At 34.7% G+C, this 14,580-nt stretch carries 12 protein-coding genes and 3 pseudogenes; 2 read left to right on the top strand and 13 right to left on the bottom strand.

The window, feature by feature from the left end; all coding sequences use genetic code 11:
• Positions 1-166: 166 nt before the first annotated feature.
• From JN080_RS25025 to JN080_RS25040, 4 genes and pseudogenes are all read right to left on the bottom strand, one after another.
• On the bottom strand, positions 167-709 hold the full coding sequence (locus tag JN080_RS25025; RefSeq protein ID WP_256238683.1) for a PepSY domain-containing protein: 543 nt from the start codon (positions 707-709) through the stop codon (positions 167-169).
• Between the two features lie 67 nt (positions 710-776).
• Positions 777-2,144: a HAMP domain-containing sensor histidine kinase gene (locus tag JN080_RS25030; protein ID WP_256238684.1), complete on the bottom strand. Its 1,368-nt coding sequence runs from the start codon at positions 2,142-2,144 to the stop codon at positions 777-779.
• A gap of 3 nt (positions 2,145-2,147) precedes the next feature.
• Complete coding sequence (locus tag JN080_RS25035) at positions 2,148-2,831, bottom strand: response regulator transcription factor (protein WP_256238685.1); 684 nt, start codon at positions 2,829-2,831, stop codon at positions 2,148-2,150.
• Positions 2,832-2,931: 100 nt separating this feature from the next.
• Positions 2,932-3,132 (bottom strand): annotated as a pseudogene (locus JN080_RS25040) (hypothetical protein); the annotation flags it as partial.
• Positions 3,133-3,973: 841 nt separating this feature from the next.
• On the opposite strand from JN080_RS25040, the pseudogene JN080_RS25045 reads away from it, so the two are divergent.
• Positions 3,974-4,229, top strand: a pseudogene (locus JN080_RS25045) (ATP-binding protein); the annotation flags it as partial.
• Between the two features lie 242 nt (positions 4,230-4,471).
• Here the strand turns inward: JN080_RS25045 and JN080_RS25050 are convergent.
• Positions 4,472-5,437, bottom strand: coding sequence for a helix-turn-helix domain-containing protein (locus JN080_RS25050; RefSeq protein WP_256238686.1), 966 nt, complete (start codon positions 5,435-5,437; stop codon positions 4,472-4,474).
• 481 nt (positions 5,438-5,918) lie between these two features.
• Here JN080_RS25050 and JN080_RS25055 point away from each other — a divergent pair, with 481 nt between their 5' ends.
• Complete coding sequence (locus tag JN080_RS25055) at positions 5,919-7,010, top strand: tyrosine-type recombinase/integrase (RefSeq protein WP_256238687.1); 1,092 nt, start codon at positions 5,919-5,921, stop codon at positions 7,008-7,010.
• A 28-nt stretch (positions 7,011-7,038) separates the two neighbouring features.
• Here the strand turns inward: JN080_RS25055 and JN080_RS25060 are convergent, their stop codons facing one another.
• The 8 genes and pseudogenes from JN080_RS25060 to JN080_RS25095 all read right to left on the bottom strand — a co-directional run bounded on the left by JN080_RS25060 (position 7,039) and on the right by JN080_RS25095 (position 14,261).
• Positions 7,039-7,680, bottom strand: a complete 642-nt coding sequence (locus JN080_RS25060; RefSeq protein ID WP_256238688.1) for a DUF421 domain-containing protein — start codon at positions 7,678-7,680, stop codon at positions 7,039-7,041.
• Between the two features lie 310 nt (positions 7,681-7,990).
• Positions 7,991-8,848 carry a phospholipase D-like domain-containing protein gene (locus JN080_RS25065; RefSeq protein WP_256238689.1) on the bottom strand — a complete coding sequence of 286 codons (858 nt, stop codon included), beginning with the start codon at positions 8,846-8,848 and terminating at the stop codon, positions 7,991-7,993.
• 356 nt (positions 8,849-9,204) lie between these two features.
• Positions 9,205-9,945, bottom strand: coding sequence for an HIRAN domain-containing protein (locus JN080_RS25070; RefSeq protein WP_256238690.1), 741 nt, complete (start codon positions 9,943-9,945; stop codon positions 9,205-9,207).
• 4 nt (positions 9,946-9,949) lie between these two features.
• Positions 9,950-10,822: a HipA domain-containing protein gene (locus JN080_RS25075; RefSeq protein WP_256238691.1), complete on the bottom strand. Its 873-nt coding sequence runs from the start codon at positions 10,820-10,822 to the stop codon at positions 9,950-9,952.
• A gap of 406 nt (positions 10,823-11,228) precedes the next feature.
• Positions 11,229-11,543 (bottom strand): annotated as a pseudogene (locus JN080_RS25080) (recombinase family protein); the annotation flags it as partial.
• Between the two features lie 141 nt (positions 11,544-11,684).
• Positions 11,685-12,692: a helix-turn-helix domain-containing protein gene (locus tag JN080_RS25085; protein ID WP_256238692.1), complete on the bottom strand. Its 1,008-nt coding sequence runs from the start codon at positions 12,690-12,692 to the stop codon at positions 11,685-11,687.
• A 529-nt stretch (positions 12,693-13,221) separates the two neighbouring features.
• Complete coding sequence (locus JN080_RS25090) at positions 13,222-13,839, bottom strand: recombinase family protein (protein ID WP_256238716.1); 618 nt, start codon at positions 13,837-13,839, stop codon at positions 13,222-13,224.
• Between the two features lie 230 nt (positions 13,840-14,069).
• Positions 14,070-14,261: a hypothetical protein gene (locus JN080_RS25095; RefSeq protein ID WP_256238693.1), complete on the bottom strand. Its 192-nt coding sequence runs from the start codon at positions 14,259-14,261 to the stop codon at positions 14,070-14,072.
• Positions 14,262-14,580 lie beyond the last annotated feature (319 nt).

The following is a 14,580-nucleotide window of genomic DNA, read 5'->3' on the forward strand; positions in this document are numbered from 1 at the left end:
GGCTCATTCTTCGTAATCTCCTTTTTTGTTGACCTTTTTTGTTGATGTCTACATCTTAACAACAACGTTTTAAAGAAATTGAAGCAGAAGTTTAAAATTTTCTTAGAAAAGTTGAAGAATACCCAGTAAGAAACAAAAATAAAACATGCAGCATGTTGCTGCATGTTTAGTCTTCTTCGTCTGTTTCAAATGAAATAGACTCAATTTCCCCCGAGTAAGCATTAATCACAATAGTGCATTTCTTTGTTTTCGACTGATGGATCCCAACCTCGTATACAAGTTGACCATCCTCTTTGTCCAATTCGGCTGAGCTGATCTTACCGCTTACTTTTTCTAATGCCAATTGTTTTGCTTTTTCCTTTGTAATGGGGGTAACATTTGATTTATTACTGTCTTGTGGTTCCTTCTGTTCTAGCTTTCGGGTATTTTTCGTTTCTTGGAATGTTTGTTTTGTAAAAGAGATCACTTCTCCCGTCCGGCCATTTACCGTTATATCATATTGAATCTGATCCTTTACTAGAGTCAGTTTATAATTTTGTTGTACAGTACCAATTTTCTTAATCGTTCCACCGTATTTTTCGATGATCATTTGACTGACCTTGTCTTCTGAAAGAGAAGAATGAGAACGATTAAACACAGTTTTAACACCATACAAGCTTCCGGCACCGATAGTGAGAACTATTAAAATAACTATCGCTATTTTTTTCATCCATTCACCTCATGTGTTGTTGTGAAGCAATCATAACATACATTTCTTAAGAAACTCTTAGAGACATCTATGAATCGTTTGAAAAAGTAATTGGGAATTTTAGCGTAACTGTTGTTCCTTTTCCTTCCTCACTATCAATATGAATTTCTCCCTTATGAGCAGCAACGATTTTCCTTGCAATGGGCAAACCTAATCCTGAACCACCGGTTTCGCGGGTTCTAGCTTTATCTACCCGGAAAAATCGTTCATATACATTGGCTAAATCTTTTTTTGGAATGCCTATTCCATAGTCAGTAATCGTAATAAACAACGAAGTTTTACTTCTGGTTATCGTAATGTCAATTGATTTTCCACTATACTTTATCGCATTGTCAACCAATATATAAAGAAGCTGTTTTAATTTTTTTTCGTCTACCATGACCAATGGATACTCTGTGTTTACATGAATCGAGATTGATCGCTGAAAGGCTTGCTGAAGATACTTCGCTGTTTCACGGCAAACGTTGGCAACATCTATTTGCTCTATTTTCAATTCCCATTCAGTATCACCCTTTGCCATTAAAAGCATCTGCTCGATTAGCTGTTTCATGCGAATGGATTCGGAATGAATCGCATCAATTGCTTCTTCCAGAATATCGGGGCGCTCCATTCCCCAGCGTCTTAACATATTGGCATAGCTTTCAACAATGGTAAGGGGAGTCTTTAGTTCATGCGATGCATCTGAAACGAATTGTTCCTGCTTTTTATAATTTTCTTCTAATAAATCCATCATGTTATTAAACGTCTTTGCCATTTGGTCCAGTTCATCCTTAGATGATCTTTCTCTTCTTATTTTTTTAAACTTCCTCGATTCTTGAATCTCTTCCATTGTTTGAATCAGCGTTTTGATTGGACGAAGGATGATCTGGCTTAATACGCGGCCGCCAATAATCATTGGAATGAGAATGACGAAAGATGCAACGATTAAAATCACTTTAAGAATCCCAAGTGAACGCTCTACATCCGTTAACGGTTCTGTTACTTCTAATGAAACGACATTGCCATTTGTCCATATAATCGGTGTATGTGCTACGGCATATAAATGATGATCCATCCTTTTCACGATTGTTTGTTCATCCGATCGATAGAAATACGGAAAATTACGCTGGTTGCTGTCATCTTTAATTACCACTAGAAGGGGCTTTCCCTTAGGAGGCAGAATGCGAATCATTCCATTCGGTGGCAAATAGGCTCGTAACAAATAGACATGATTAACGGAAGCTTGATTTGCCTGTTTTAATCCTTCCGTTATATTGCTTCTTTCCATTTGAAGACGTTCGATTGCATTATCCGTCATTGTTTTTTTGAAAATAAAGTAAATGGAACTATTGGTTAAGACTAGAAGAATAAAAAGCCAGATGGTAGATGTAAGTATAATTTTCGTTTGGATCTTCATACCTTATTCCTTTAACATATATCCAACACCGCGAACTGTGTGAATATAAGGTTTTGAAAATGGAGTGTCAATCTTTTTACGCAAATAGCGAATGTAAACATAGACAATATTGGTATCACCGTAATAATCATATCCCCATACATTTGATAAGAGTTGATCAAATGTAAGAACTTGATTTTGATTTTGAACCAGGTAGACTAATAGATCATATTCTTTTGGTGTTAATGCAATGGATTGACCAGCACGCTCTACCTCCCGGTTTTTTTCATTTATCGTTAAGTCTCCAATGCAAATGGAAGAAGGAGTTTCTTTTTGCACCATGGATTGCCTGAGCCAAACCCGTATTCGTGCAAGCAATTCTTCAATTTTAAATGGTTTTGTGATATAGTCGTTGGCACCTAAATCTAATCCGCTTACTTTATCAGGCAAGGCATCACGGGCTGTTAATAAAATGACAGGTGTCAGGTTATCAATGGAACGAACCCTCCGTAAAACTTCCAATCCACTTAATTCAGGTAACATAACATCTAATAAAAGCAAGTCCCATTGTTCTTGCTGGAATAGCATAAAACCGTCTAATCCAGTATAGACAGCTCTTGTCTCATAGCCCTCATGTTCAAGTTCTAATTGAAGCAACCGGGCAATTTTCCTTTCATCTTCAACAATCAATATTTTTCCTTTGCTCATATGTACTCCCTGTAGACCTTTCTATACTATTTATGTTTTAACATTTCATATAAATCAATTACACAATTCCTTATTTTAAAATTTATAGACCTTCAGAATTTCAATACCTTTTAATTTTTGGTTTTGTTAAACATTGTTGTTGATTTAAAAAGGCATTTAACCGGTCTGCAGCTAATTTTGAAGCATTATAAACTAAGGTAACTTGATCAAAATGAACTTTAGCGTGTTTTCCTGTTCGATAACGAACATTGTCTAGTTGAAAGTATAACTTGAGATAAGTATTTACACGTTCTACAGCAGAATGAAAGTATCCCCAGGCTTGTGGTAGTAATGCTAATAATTCATAAACCAAAATAAATACTAAGCCAAAGAATTGAATAGTACAATGGAAACAACAAATAACACCATAACCTAAAATTCCCCTATTAAAGAATTATAATATATTACATCTAATTTCCCCTTATAAATGCTTTTTTCTTATTAAACAGCCATTATACTTGAATAAACAAAAAGCTGGAAATAGCAGCCAGCACAGCAAGTATTTCTCCCTATTGATGAACAAGCTTTCTTTGAATAATCATTTACTTTCATGACAAAAATAAGTGAAAATTAAGGAGTGATATAAAATGTTAGCCTTCTTCCGTATTGGATTAATTTTAGCATCATGGTCCACTGTTAGCCTTCTTCCTAAAAGGTCGTTTTTTAAATATCTTCCTGTCACACTTTTTTCGTCTATAATTATTTTAACAGAATATCTATTGGGTGCTCCCCGTAATTGGTGGAGTGCAAAAGGCGGTATTAAAACGATAGCCAATAATGGATTGACTTTTACCTTTGGACCTTATTTTGTAGGGAATCTATGGATATTTTGTTTAGCTTATGGAAGGTTTTGGTTATATACTCTTCTTAATATAATTTTTGATTATGTACTTGCGTACCCTTTAAATACATTTTTTGAAAAGATTAATCTTTATAAATTAAGGAAAATAAAACCAATTCATCTTTTTTTACTTTCGATTGCCTATTCATTTGTGAATTATTGTTTCCAATTGGTTTTGGATAAAAACCAAAATAATTCATCAGTTGAATAAATAATAGAAGCCAAGGAACATGCCTTGGATTCCCTAGTTATAATCCGATGATTAATGTTCATTGCAATGGATCAGAAGGAGGCCAATTTGTTTTTTCAATTCATCAATGATCTTCATAACAGTGCGTCCATCGCACTTACATCCAACAAAGGGCCAAGTGATTAGGGTGAGTTGATCGGTGATCCAGCTATTACAACCGCTATTTTAGATCGGATCGCTCATCGTTCTGAAATTGTTCATCAAAGGTGAGAGCTACAGAATGAAATATAGGAAATCAATTTTTGGAGAAGAAACTGTTCAAAAGTAATGATCAAAAAGTGTTCAATTTCACTTGACGCTTACATCTCTTCTCTTTTCCAACGAATATATCCCTTTTTAAAGTCTTCTGTAATCTTAGCTTTCGGCCGACTCCCAGAGTTTGCTGGATATATCCAGGCTAACCGTTGGTCGTAAGCTCTTCAATCAATCGAATAAGATTTAAATCTCCCCACACGTCGTCTCCTATTTCGACGTTTAAATCCTCTCCCAGCCACCATTTCCCCTTAAGAATTACATTTGTTTAAAAGCTTGATTTATCACACACTCTATCCATTGACTCATTGTGATATTTTCTAGTTTTGCTAATTGTTTAACAGAATCCAACATCTTTATCGGCAGCTCTAAATTGGTTTTGCGGTAAGCACTCCGGACGATAAATAACTCTTCAGCGATCTCAATCGTTCCTTCCTGTATAGAAGGAATCAGTTGATTCAAAGAAAAAGGAATCGAGTTCGGAAGAGCAGCTTCTCCTGCTTTCATAGTAATATAAACACTCTGTTCATGCTCACGGACCCCTACGTTTTCAATCCCCCACGATTCATAAATGAAGTCAATAAATGGGTACAATACATCTTCACATTTTGCAATCTTAATATGGACATAACCCTTATAATCAAATGGTTCTTTATGGATACTATAACAAGGTTCTAATCTATACTTTTCAATACCTTCACTATAATTCACCCACTTCTGATAGTAAGGAAGGTAGAACCCCCAGTTTTGTTCCTCATTTTTCATCACTCGGGCAGCTAAACTATCTGTGGATTGAAAGTATTGAAAAAGTGCAATGTCATGGTCGGAATCATAGAATTCGTTTCTCCGGATACGATCAGTTTCGGCGGGCTGAAACATTTCCTTTGCTTCCTGGAAATCTTCATCTGATATGACATAATTTGTCCTTTCATCACCAAAGGGTACCTCTACAGCTTTAATATCCCCATCCTTGATATATTTATAGACGCTTTGAACAGATAATCCTAACTGTTTTGCCACTTCTGAAGGTCGCATCCCTGTCGGGTGCTGTTCCCTTTCTTTGGCTAACTGGTCTACTTCTTCCTTATAATAACGAGCTTCTTTGTGTAATCGGTAAGGATCTGCGATTTTTCTTATTTTCCCTTGTTTTGCATAGTGATAGACAGTTGCTTTTGAAACACCTAATAATTCAGCAACCTGTTTTTGTGTATACCATTCATTCATATACGTTCTCTCCTCACCAAGGTTTTGAAAAATTATATTTTTAATGTTTATTTATATTTCAATCTCTCTTTTCAATCTTTATCTTAAATAGTTTAAAAAAGAAAAGAATTACTTAATATTAAGTTAAAACCCATTTAAATCTATTTAAATATAAAAATTAATTAGATATTTAATTATATTTTATGAATTTAATATTAAAGTATTTATTTTTGGATATCAATAAAAATATAGATAATAATAAAAGAAAATAATATAGATATTAAATATAACATAAACAAAGGGAACATTTTTTTATGTTGATGAGAATTTCTATGTAATTCTCTATTTGTTATACTATAATTAATTGATTCTATAAATAGATAGAATGAAATTTGCAATAATTGATCTATATTTTCTATAACTATAAAAGAAGGGATTTAAACTATGAAAAATTTAGTATTGAATGATAAAGACCTTCAAGTAAGTAGTTGGAAAAAGAAAATTGGAGACAGTTCTTCCCTTCCCTCTTTTACGGGAGCGATTGGATCTTGCAGAAAAAAATCAGGAGAAGCCATTTGAAGATTTTTCAGATGTAGAAATGGTACAGTGGTTTTTATATCGGAAAGAGCATTTAGATCGGCAGCATGATAAATCTTCCCGAACCATTAAAGAGTATGAAAGGGAACTTATACAATTTATTGAACAATTGATTCAATATTCCGGAGAGATTGATGTCGATATGGACGATATAATAGAAGGTTCTTTATTCAAATCACTTTCCCCTCGTCATATTCGGCGATACCAGGAATGGCTAGCAGAAAGAAGTCCCTATGTACAAAAGAAGGGACCGTACTCGGCAGCTACCTTAGCAAGAAAAACAACGATTATGAAAAACTTCCTACAATTCCTGTACGAAGTGGAATATATTCATGAACCATTGCATAAGGGGTTATTCACGGCAACCGTAAGAAAAGATGATCGACCAAATCGTGACCTAGGACCACAAGAAGTTATTCAGATACTCGATTATTTCCGTAAAATCCATCATCCCATTGCCTTTGCCATCATCCATCTTCTGACGACAACCGGTTTGAGAAATGAAGAGTTTTGCAATTTAAAGGTAAGGGATCTCCAATATGATTTAATTAATCGAGGGTACTATCTGGACGTATTGGGAAAGGGAAACAAACGGAGACAGATTCCTTTGAAGGAAAAAACTTTACATAGCATTCGTATGTTTCGGAATGCTCGAGGACTCGAGGACCTATCGATTGCAGATAAGGGAAGTCCATTATTTACTACAAATACAGGGAAAGCTTACACTCCTTCCTATTTATCACAGTATATAACCAAAATGATAAAAGAAACAAACCTTCCTTTTCTTTTACATCGCTCATCTCTTGTTGGACCGCATACTTTTCGTCATGCCTTTGCGATTATTTCTCATAAAAGTGGAGTAGATATTTATCAAATTATGCGTTCATTAGGACATGAAAAAATTGAAACAACAATGATCTATTTGGAGAAGATTTTTGATAAGGAACGACATGCCATTCACAGTTGGAAGAATGAAATATTTGGAGAATATATATAAAAAAGCCGATTCCTTTGAAGTGACCCCGTTATTGTAAATGCTTTGGTGGGGTGATTTTATGTTCATTATTCTTAACTTCTGCAAAAATGTCCTCTTGGCTTTCGACCTGGTACTGTTTGTTTATCAAGTTTAAAATTTCATTTATATGAGTAAGTTGCGAATTACTAGGTATCAAATTAACTATTGTATGTTTGAAATCTTCAAATTCCTTTTTCGTTACAGGTTGAGCATCGTGCTTCAACTCAAAACCTAATTGACCATTTGGTTCGAGAGTTGCCCATTTTACGTCACTTATTTTAGATACACTATTTTGTCTGAGTTTCATTTCAAGTTGGTCCACCGATAACCTAAGTTTCCTCAAGTTTTTTTCATTCAAAGTTCCGTTATCAATTACTACCACTGCTTTACCTGTAATCATTTTTTCAAAACTGTCAGATTTCATTTGTATAAATTCCATTACTAATAGTGTTCCGACAAGAATATTAGCAACCAAAAAGGTAGTCCAAATATTTTTTCCCGCTACAGGTTGAATAAGTAAAGTCCCGATTGCAATCATAATAACAGTTTCAGCCAAAGTCATTTGTGAAATTGTTTTCCTGCCTGCCATTCTCAAAATTACTGTTCCCTCTAGAACGATCAAAATCGCCTTCCATATATAATCCCATTCCATATAATAAATACCACCATTCGTTCAAACAAAGTTACAGATATCTTCCCCAAATTTCCCTCTATTATTTAAATCTTCAACAAGCAGAACTATCATCCTTAAGGCATAGAAAAAGTACAAAAGTAAAGAAGAGAAATGCATCCATCCTCTAACTAACTTTTGCACTTTACCGCTTTTAAATTTTAGTTAAGTGGGGTCTGACCCCAATACACGTTAGCTGAATAAAAAAAAAGGTGCCTTTTTAGCAACCTGTTCTTATTGAACAAACGTGCCCGATTGTTGAATAATTATTGTGTTCAGATATAGCTTTAAATTAACTCTTAGAACTCGATTTTTTTAACTCTATAAATTTTGTTGCATAAGGTTCAGTAGCTTCACGACTATGTTTTATATCTATAGATTCATCATTATATTGAGCTTTTTTTGTCCAATTATAAGAGCCACTTATCACTGTATTGAGATCAATTATGCAAAATTTATTGTGCATAATGTTTTTAAACATTCCTTGTTCTGGTAATCGATATGTCTCAAAATGATCTTCAAAACGAAATCCATATTTTCTATTAATATCATCATCAATGACTATAACTTGAACATTTAAACCTTCTTTCTTTTTTTGAACCAATTCCTCAAAGAGTTTTTGATCAGTAAACCACGCCACAGCAACCCAAATTGTATATTTAGCTCTTTTTATTTCCTCAATGATTTGATTTTGAATATCTTCAAAATGGGTTTCAAGTTTGACTGGTTCATCGTATGTATCATTACCCATCACACAATATCTATCTTCTATTTTTTCTATGCTATAACGATTTGATTTAATAATTTTATTCAGATTCGCAACAAACACTTTTTCTTCTGTATCTCCAATTGTATATTGATCTAAATCAATTAACACTGCATTAATAAATAGTTCTATAAATTCTTTTAGTTTTTTAGAACTATTTATTCTTTTTAATCGATCAATAACATACTCTTTTCTACTCAAACTCATATTACTCTTTCTTAAATCATTGCCAACAAATCCCTTACTCATTACATACATATCTTCAAATCCAACAGATTCGAATAATTTTACTAACTGAGGTCCACTAAAGTAAAAAGATTCTTCTCCCTTACCACAAGCTATGAAATCTTTTAACTTATTCAGAGTATATTCCGTTAAATTCAAGGTGCTTCCCCCATTTCGCATCAGCTAAATACAGCTTCAAAAATAAATATATAAAATCCAGCATGAAATCCAAAAATAAGTTTTCTGCTATCTCTTTTTGCAATTTCCTAATCCATTTATATACATGAACTACCTTATATTTTAACACAAATATCCAATTTGGTTATTAAGTGTTATTCAAGAAAATGGCCCATTACATAAAGAAAAAAGCGTATTCTTTATGCAAAATTGCGCCCGATTGTTGAAGATAAGTATTATAAAGTTGCACATAATCGTTATTGATGCGAAAAATCCCGACTGTTAATCAGCCGGGATTTTATCATTTACCATGCAATTTTTATTAGATTAATGAATTATTATTGCATTACTGGAATCAATTCATCCGCTGTAGTACCCTGTATTGAAGGTATTTCGCATTCAAAGTCCACTTTTAACCACCAATGTGGTGAGGATTTTTCGTTTATATAGGAAACTCGAACTAACGGTTCTACTTCCCTTTCCAGTAAAGAAAAGATAGCTTTACTGTAAAAAGTAGGAACATACCCTAAGTGAATTCCCCCTAGAGTAAATATACCCACTGCATTGGGATCTGCCGGATTTGTAGGTTCTTGAACTAATTTTAATGGACTATTGATCGCAAGCCACCTATGCCATCCCTCTGGTAAATTTCGATGACGCATTCCGTGAACAAAAAAACTGGAATGTAATTTACCATCTTCCTCAAGGCGCAATGGTTGCTCAAAAGAATACGTATCGCTAGCTAAACGACCTCGAGTTTGTTGAAGCAAGTCCATTTTTGAAGAGTTTTCATCTAATCCCAAATCAACTAGAATCGCTTTAAAATCCGCACGATCAATCGAGGGCAGCCGACGATCAAACGCTGGGAAAAGGTGTTTAGAACGATAAACCTTATCTGCAATCGGGAACGCTGGATGCAACATATAGTCATTGTCTAAAGCATCTTTTAACTTTCGTTGCCCTGTATTCGTATAAGAAAATTCATAATTACCGTCGAAGTGAGAAAGGGTACCTATATGGTAAAATAAACGGCTTTTTTTATTCTGCCATACAACTAGTAGCGTATGAACTTTACTCATTTATTTATTCCTCCTTTCCAATCCATTCTAAAATTTTCTTCCTACGAAAAGGTATTATATTCAATAACCATTCTTTCTTTGCTTTACTTAAAACATCTAAGGAATTAATAAATTTAGAATACCTCATTATGTCAAATTCAGCTAGCTTTTTAGCGCTTTCTTCAAACTCTATCGGAAAATGCTCACTAATATAGGTTATTGTGTCTTTGGCTTTAACACTTTTATTTTCAAATAAACCTGCTTTAACCCTAGCATTCTTAGTGTATTTGTTCATTTCCTGCTCGCTCACTGCTTTAAACTTAAGCTGATCTTCATCAAAACGAAAACCTAAAGAGGCTCCGTTATCGTATATTGGAGAAAATTTCGCTCCAATGGTAGGTAAAAATAATAACTGCCAATTATAAGGGTGCCTATCTTGATTACCTATAAGAATATCAAACAATTGCATATCTATAAATTCTGATTTCATAAATTCCCAATGTGGAAATTTCTGAATCATTTGGAATCCTTGATGAATAAGCTCTAAATTCTTCCATTCACATTCTTGTACCTCTTTATACTCTTCAACCAACTCGGTTAATAAAGCGCCGCCTTCTTCAGCCATTAATGCATCGTATTCCTCAACAAAATTTCGAAGTAGACAACCTCTTTTCCCTTTTCTAATCACCATTTCAACTTTCATCATTTCGAGGCCAAGAATTTTTCCAATTTCAGCAGCTATCAACTCGGTGATATCTTCCCATGAAACGCCTACTTCAAATGGTCTTGGGTATTTTATTAAGTATTTTAAGCCTTCTGGAGACCTTAGTTCCTCTTTCTCCAAGGTGCTTTTACCACCATAACCAATGTGTTCCCAATCAGTGATATCTCTTAGCACTGCTGATCGTCCTTATCTTATTTTAAATTAATATAAATTTTACCATATTCTGGACAATAATCAAAGTTAATATTGCTTATGAAATGTGCTGGCCACTATCTCGTTACTTCGCAATATCTTCCTATTACGCAATATTAGAGTTACTTCACAATCTGGCCCGTTTGTTGAAGAATACAAAGACTTAACCAAGTAATCTCCACAAAGCTAGCTTCAGTTCATTTATAATAATTTTTTGAGAAAATGAACTATACTCTCAGGTACAACCTATTGATTCATCGCTAGGAAATAATTAAAAAAATAAATTTGTATATAAAACTTGGGAGAATGAAAGAGTATTCCCATTGATAAATAGCCTTTGCTCCCGAAGTATTTTTGACGAGTTTCTTCTATATATAGTTAAATACTTTTAAAGGTTTCCTTCATATTCTTTAACTAACTTATAAAAAGTCGTCCTTTTCATGTCTAATTCTTCCATAGCCTTAACAGCAGGAATCTCTCCTTTTTTCCAACGACGATATACTTTTTCAAATTCTTCTGTAATCTTAGCTTTCGGCCGTCCAAACTTTACCCCTATTTGTAAAGCCACATCTATTCCTTCACGCTGCCGTTTTCGAATTCGGTTTCGTTCGTCTTCAGCCATCCAAGAAAGAATTTGTAAAGCCAGATCAGCAATAAAAGTAACTAAGCTATCTTTAAATTGAGTGGTATCCAATAAAGGCATAACAACGGGGCTTTTCGATAGCTGTTATAAGATTGGCCGCATTGTTTGTTGTTTGTTGCCACCTTCTCATTGAGTGGAACCTTGTTGCTTCCGCCATTTTGGTTGCCACTCTTCTTCTCTTGAGTCTGAGCTGGTTCTAGATCATTTTCTCTCTATACGCCTCTGAACCGCGTCTTTTAAACTTTGTATGATAAACTCTTCTTGTGTCACCCCTTCTATATCTGCATACTCCTTTACCTGATCTTTTAATTGGGTTGATCCATAAGCCACAAAGGACACCAAATCGCTATCCAGAACAACACCATTCGGTCTGCAGATCATTTTTCCTTCTACAAGGCTGTTGTTCAACAAGTCTATTTCATCACGATGTTCAGCTTTATCAAACGGAAGAAGAATTGGTTTCATTTCGATCTTAATTTCACCATCCGACACTTCCAACTTCATGTTATTTGGGCCTGCGATCCGATAGAATTGATCAATCAAATCAAAAATGAGCGATTTCACCTGCTTAGGTTTGGCGAATTTAAACACCAAGGATCCTTTTTTGTTATTGACGACCCCCTCGCCCAATTCAATGACAGGTTGGAACTCCTGCTGCTTTATATCTTCGATCAAAATCTCCCTCTCCCGGTTGGTCAAGACCTTGCCATTCCCGGCTCCATCCCACTCCATGATCCGGGCAAATTCACCTGTCACCTTGTTCTCGAACGGTTGGAATAAAAAATATCCCGTTTTCTTATCAAAGAATTTCTCCCTTCCCTTCACCCGGTTAAAAAGATGGAGGTTTGCGTCCAGATCTTCTTTTTTTACGAAAAACGTATCAATGTTTCGATACGGCTTCATGACGGCCGGAAGTTCCCCGGATTTCATCTTACTGATGACGGTGGAAGGTGAAACTTTAATATTGAATCCCTCTAAATAAGCAATGATATCTTTGGTCGTGAATCCTGGCTTTTTCAGCTCACTCTCGACCCTTTCCACTTCTTCCGCACGGAAGAGATAGGTTCCGTCCATTTTCCACGTCTCTTTATTCCAGGGAGTGACCCTCCCTTCTTTGACGTAGTTATATATGGTTTGTTCTGTGACTCCCAACGTTTCTGCTACTTCTTTGGTTGTCAGTCCCAAATTGATAGTTTCCATCATAATCATCCATTCTCCTTACATATATACTATTCTATCACTGAAAAATAATAGAAACAATAAACGACGATAGTATGTTATTTATGAATATATTTTTATTAAATATGTTATTTAACACATAACTAGACTTTTAATTTAAAGATGGCATAAATAATATATTTTATTGTATTTAATTTCGTTTTAATGATTATTTATGTGCATTTCACTTTATTATGTAAAAGTCATGTTAAATCCCTAAAAATGGACTATTTTTGTGTTCAAATGAGAGTACACCCTGACAGAACAAAACCAATGTATAGATTTGTTCAAACAGACTTTATTCAAATAGGGGTGATCCCCTTCCTACTTGGACTATAATAAAAAAATAGCTTCACAGCCGTTATGACCGGAAGCTATCAAATAGGACAAACCAAGATTTATTTAAGCAACTGCAAAGATGAAAGGGAATTGTAAGTAAATAGAAGTTTTGGAAAATGAAAAGCTCATTTCCTGCCGGCAAATACACTGGATAGGAAATAAATAAAAAAGCACTCACACATCAATGTTGAGGGCTAAGCGTTTCTTCATATTCCTTTGCTATCCGGTAAAATGTACTCCTAGGCACGTTAACCTTCTTCATAGCCTCAACTGCTGTTATCTCATTATCTTTCCATTGTTTGTATGCTTGTTCAAACTCTTGAGTAATTTCAGTTTTTGGTCTGCCCAGGTGTTTCCCTTGAGCTTTTGCTACCGCAATCCCCTCAGCCTGCCTTGTCTTGATTTCCTCACGTTCTTTTTCGGCGAATGCAGTAAGAAGAGTCAAAATGATTGTTTGTATTGCTCGCTTCATAACATCGTCATGTTCATTGCCGGTGTTAATCATAGACTCCTTTATGAAACGCAGCTGTACTCCATTTTCTACAAACCATTTATATTCCTTCATTGTGTCATCCATATTCCGTCCCATCCGAGTAATGGAATCAAATACAACCGTATCTCCTTCACGCACCATTTGTTTTAATAATTGATACTGAGGACGTTCAAAGTTTTTACCGCTGGCCTTATCAATGAATATGTCCCGTTCTTCAATTCCTTCCTTCCTCATAGTCTCCATTTGTCTGGCTTCGTTTTGTTCTTTTGATGATACACGGACATAACCGAATATTTTCATATGTATCGAATCTACCTTTCTATGGAATATTTGTTACTTGTTGTCTTAACTATATATCAATCTATCCCAAAAGGTCAATCGCGATTTTGGGACATTCCAAAAATGTTTTTATAACCTTTTAGGACTCAAAAAACGTTGATCTTATAGGGAGTATGTAACTATCCCGAAAGGTGTACCTTTTGAGAATAATGTTTTAATAGAAATAAAAAACCGAAGTCCCTTAAGGAACTTCGGTTTTAGTCATTTTTTATCTTATCTCGAATCAAACGATAAATTTGAGGAGTATTTAATTCAAACCATTTACCTTTATATTTGGTTAGGGCAAAAGTGCCACCTAGGCCCAGGCTCCATTCCTGTTTTACAAAGAGAGACAGGACCCGCATGGAATCCTGCCTTCTTGAAGGGGAATGCTTCATATTTTCGTTCACTTAGATCTCTTTCTTTGATAAACACCTCATTTTTTAAAATGTTTGTGTTTGTATAAAGAGTGACCTTTGTTCAAGCTGACCATCCCCTTGTATTCTTTATATGTTTCTCATCGTATAAAGCTCGGATGACGGTAGAACGTTAGGAAGCTGATCAATTGAAACGGAACTTGTCTGCGATAGACACCTCATTTCAATATTTGATGATTTTCATCATCACTTTTTGTTCCCCTTCGAATATTATGATACCCGTTTTGACAGATAACTATATCCTAAAGATATTATTAATAATAAAAACATTAAAACACCCAGACAGACCACA

The sequence above is a fragment of the Bacillus sp. EB600 genome (genome assembly GCF_024494385.1).
In the GTDB taxonomy this organism is placed as follows: Bacteria; Bacillota; Bacilli; order Bacillales; family Cytobacillaceae; genus JAEVLT01.